A 3,073-nucleotide genomic window follows, 5' to 3' on the forward strand; every position below is an offset into this window, starting at 1 on the left:
AGTCTAAATTCATTAATAAAAAGGACGTCGATTAGATGAGTGAAAAAAAGATTTTGATTTTATGTCAGTATTTTTATCCGGAATATGTATCTTCTGCGACGTTACCAACTCAATTGGCGGAAGATTTAATTGCGAATCACATTAATGTCGATGTCATGTGTGGATGGCCATATGAATATAGTAATCATAAACAGGTTTCTAAAACCGAGATGCATCGTGGAATTCGCATTCGACGTCTCAAGTATTCGAGGTTTAATAACAAAAGTAAGGTTGGAAGGATCATCAATTTCTTTAGTTTATTTTCAAAATTCGTGATTAATATACCTAAAATGTTGAAATATGATCAGATTCTTGTTTACTCTAATCCACCAATCTTGCCATTAATACCAGACGTTTTACACAGACTGCTTAAGAAAAAATATTCTTTTGTGGTGTATGATATAGCACCTGATAATGCGATTAAGACAGGTGCAACTCGTCCAGGTAGCATGATTGATAAGCTGATGCGTTACATTAATAGACATGTCTACAAGAATGCTGAAAATGTCATTGTCCTTGGTACGGAAATGAAAAACTACTTACTAAATCATCAAATTTCTAAAAATGCTGACAATATCCATGTGATTCCTAACTGGTATGACATGCGTCAATTACAAGACAATCGTATCTATAATGACACATTTAAAGCTTACCGTGAGCAATACGACAAAATTTTATTGTATAGCGGTAATATGGGGCAGTTACAGGATATGGAGACACTTATCTCATTTTTAAAATTAAATAAGGATCAGCCTCAAACGTTAACAATACTTTGTGGTCATGGTAAGAAATTTGCAGATGTCAAAACGGCAATAGAAGACCATCGTATTGAAAATGTTAAAATGTTTGAGTTTTTAACAGGTACAGACTATGCTGACGTATTAAAAATTGCGGATGTATGTATTGCATCGCTGATTAAAGAAGGCGTCGGTTTAGGCGTTCCGAGCAAGAATTATGGCTACCTTGCAGCTAAGAAACCGTTGGTACTCATCATGGATAAGCAATCTGATATCGTTCAACATGTTGAACAATATGATGCGGGTATCCAAATTGATAATGGCGATGCACATGCCATTTATAACTTCATCAACACTCACTCGAGTAAGGAATTGCACGAGATGGGTGAGCGCGCACATCAACTGTTTAAAGATAAATATACGAGAGAAATTAATACTATGAAGTATTACAATCTGTTGAAGTGAGGAGATAATTATGAAGCGATTATTCGATGTAGTGAGTTCAATATATGGTTTAGTAGTTTTAAGTCCGATTCTGTTAATTACAGCATTACTAATTAAAATGGAATCACCTGGACCAGCCATTTTCAAACAAAAAAGACCGACGATTAATAATGAATTGTTTAATATTTATAAGTTTAGATCAATGAAAATAGACACACCTAATGTTGCAACTGATTTAATGGATTCAACATCGTATATAACAAAGACAGGGAAGGTCATTCGTAAGACCTCTATTGATGAATTGCCACAATTATTGAATGTTTTAAAAGGAGAAATGTCAATTGTAGGTCCTAGACCAGCGCTTTATAATCAATACGAATTAATCGAAAAACGTACAAAAGCGAACGTGCATACGATTAGACCAGGTGTGACAGGACTAGCTCAAGTGATGGGGAGAGATGATATTACTGATGATCAAAAAGTAGCGTATGATCATTATTACTTAACACATCAATCTATGATGCTTGATATGTATATCATATATAAAACAATTAAAAATATCGTTACTTCAGAAGGTGTGCATCACTAATGAGAAAAAATATTTTAATTACAGGCGTACATGGATATATCGGTAATGCTTTAAAAGATAAGCTTATTGAACAAGGACATCAAGTAGATCAAATTAATGTTAGGAATCAATTATGGAAGTCGACCTCGTTCAAAGATTATGATGTTTTAATTCATACAGCAGCTTTGGTTCACAACAATTCACCTCAAGCAAGGCTATCTGATTATATGCAAGTGAATATGTTGCTTACGAAACAATTGGCACAAAAGGCTAAAGCTGAAGACGTTAAACAATTTATTTTTATGAGTACTATGGCAGTTTATGGAAAAGAAGGTCAGGTTGGTAAATCAGATCAAATTGATACACAAACACCAATGAACCCTACGACCAACTATGGTATTTCCAAAAAGTTCGCTGAACAAGCATTACAAGAGTTGATTAGTGATTCGTTTAAAGTAGCAATTGTGAGACCACCAATGATTTATGGTGCACATTGCCCAGGAAATTTCCAACGGTTAATGCAATTGTCAAAGCGACTGCCAATCATTCCCAATATTAACAATCAGCGCAGTGCATTATATATTAAACATCTGACAGCATTTATTGATCAATTAATATCATTAGAAGTGACAGGCGTGTATCATCCTCAAGATAGTTTTTACTTTGATACATCGTCAGTAATGTATGAAATACGTCGCCAATCACATCGTAAAACGGTATTGATCAACATGCCTTCAGTGTTAAATAAGTATTTTAATAAGTTGTCGGTCTTTAGAAAATTATTCGGCAATTTAACATACAGCAATACGTTATATGAAAATAATAATGCACTTGAAGTTATTCCTGGAAAAATGTCACTTGTTATTGCGGACATCATGGATGAAACGACAACCAAAGATAAGGCATAAGTCATCTATTAAATAAAATCAACATACAAATCGTTTTATTTGGAGGTTATAGTATGAAGTTAACAGTAGTTGGCTTAGGTTATATTGGTTTACCAACATCAATTATGTTTGCAAAGCATGGCGTCGATGTGCTTGGTGTTGATATTAATCAGCAAACGATTGATAAGTTACAAAGTGGTCAAATTAGTATTGAAGAACCTGGGTTACAAGAGGTTTATGAAGAGGTACTGTCATCGGGAAAATTGAAGGTATCTACAACGCCAGAAGCATCTGATGTTTTTATCATTGCCGTTCCGACGCCGAATAATGATGATCAGTACCGGTCATGTGACATTTCGCTAGTTATGCGTGCATTAGATAGTATTTTACCATTTTTA

3 protein-coding genes and 1 pseudogene are annotated in these 3,073 nt (G+C 34.3%); all 4 read left to right on the forward strand.

Annotated elements, in window-relative coordinates; genetic code table 11:
• Positions 1–35 precede the first annotated feature (35 nt).
• A complete protein-coding gene (gene cap8L, locus IDG60_RS09540) occupies positions 36–1,241 on the forward strand; it encodes a type 8 capsular polysaccharide synthesis protein Cap8L (RefSeq protein WP_001291020.1) in 1,206 nt (401 codons plus the stop codon).
• A gap of 10 nt (positions 1,242–1,251) precedes the next feature.
• Complete coding sequence (gene cap8M, locus IDG60_RS09545) at positions 1,252–1,809, forward strand: type 8 capsular polysaccharide synthesis protein Cap8M (protein ID WP_000825098.1); 558 nt, start codon at positions 1,252–1,254, stop codon at positions 1,807–1,809.
• Positions 1,809–2,696: a capsular polysaccharide type 5/8 biosynthesis epimerase CapN gene (capN, locus tag IDG60_RS09550; RefSeq protein ID WP_001230679.1), complete on the forward strand. Its 888-nt coding sequence runs from the start codon at positions 1,809–1,811 to the stop codon at positions 2,694–2,696. Before cap8M ends, capN begins: the two co-directional genes overlap by 1 nt.
• Before the next feature lie 53 nt (positions 2,697–2,749).
• Positions 2,750–3,073 (forward strand): annotated as a pseudogene (cap8O, locus tag IDG60_RS09555) (type 8 capsular polysaccharide synthesis protein Cap8O); the annotation flags it as partial.

This window comes from Staphylococcus sp. EG-SA-2 (genome assembly GCF_017152085.1).

What these genes read in the sequence shown, in the direction of transcription:
- cap8L (WP_001291020.1), top strand. Translation starts at nt 36, where the DNA reads ATGAGTGAAAAAAAGATTTTGATTTTATGTCAGTATTTTTATCCGGAA.
- cap8M (WP_000825098.1), top strand. Translation starts at nt 1,252, where the DNA reads ATGAAGCGATTATTCGATGTAGTGAGTTCAATATATGGTTTAGTAGTT.
- capN (WP_001230679.1), top strand. Translation starts at nt 1,809, where the DNA reads ATGAGAAAAAATATTTTAATTACAGGCGTACATGGATATATCGGTAAT.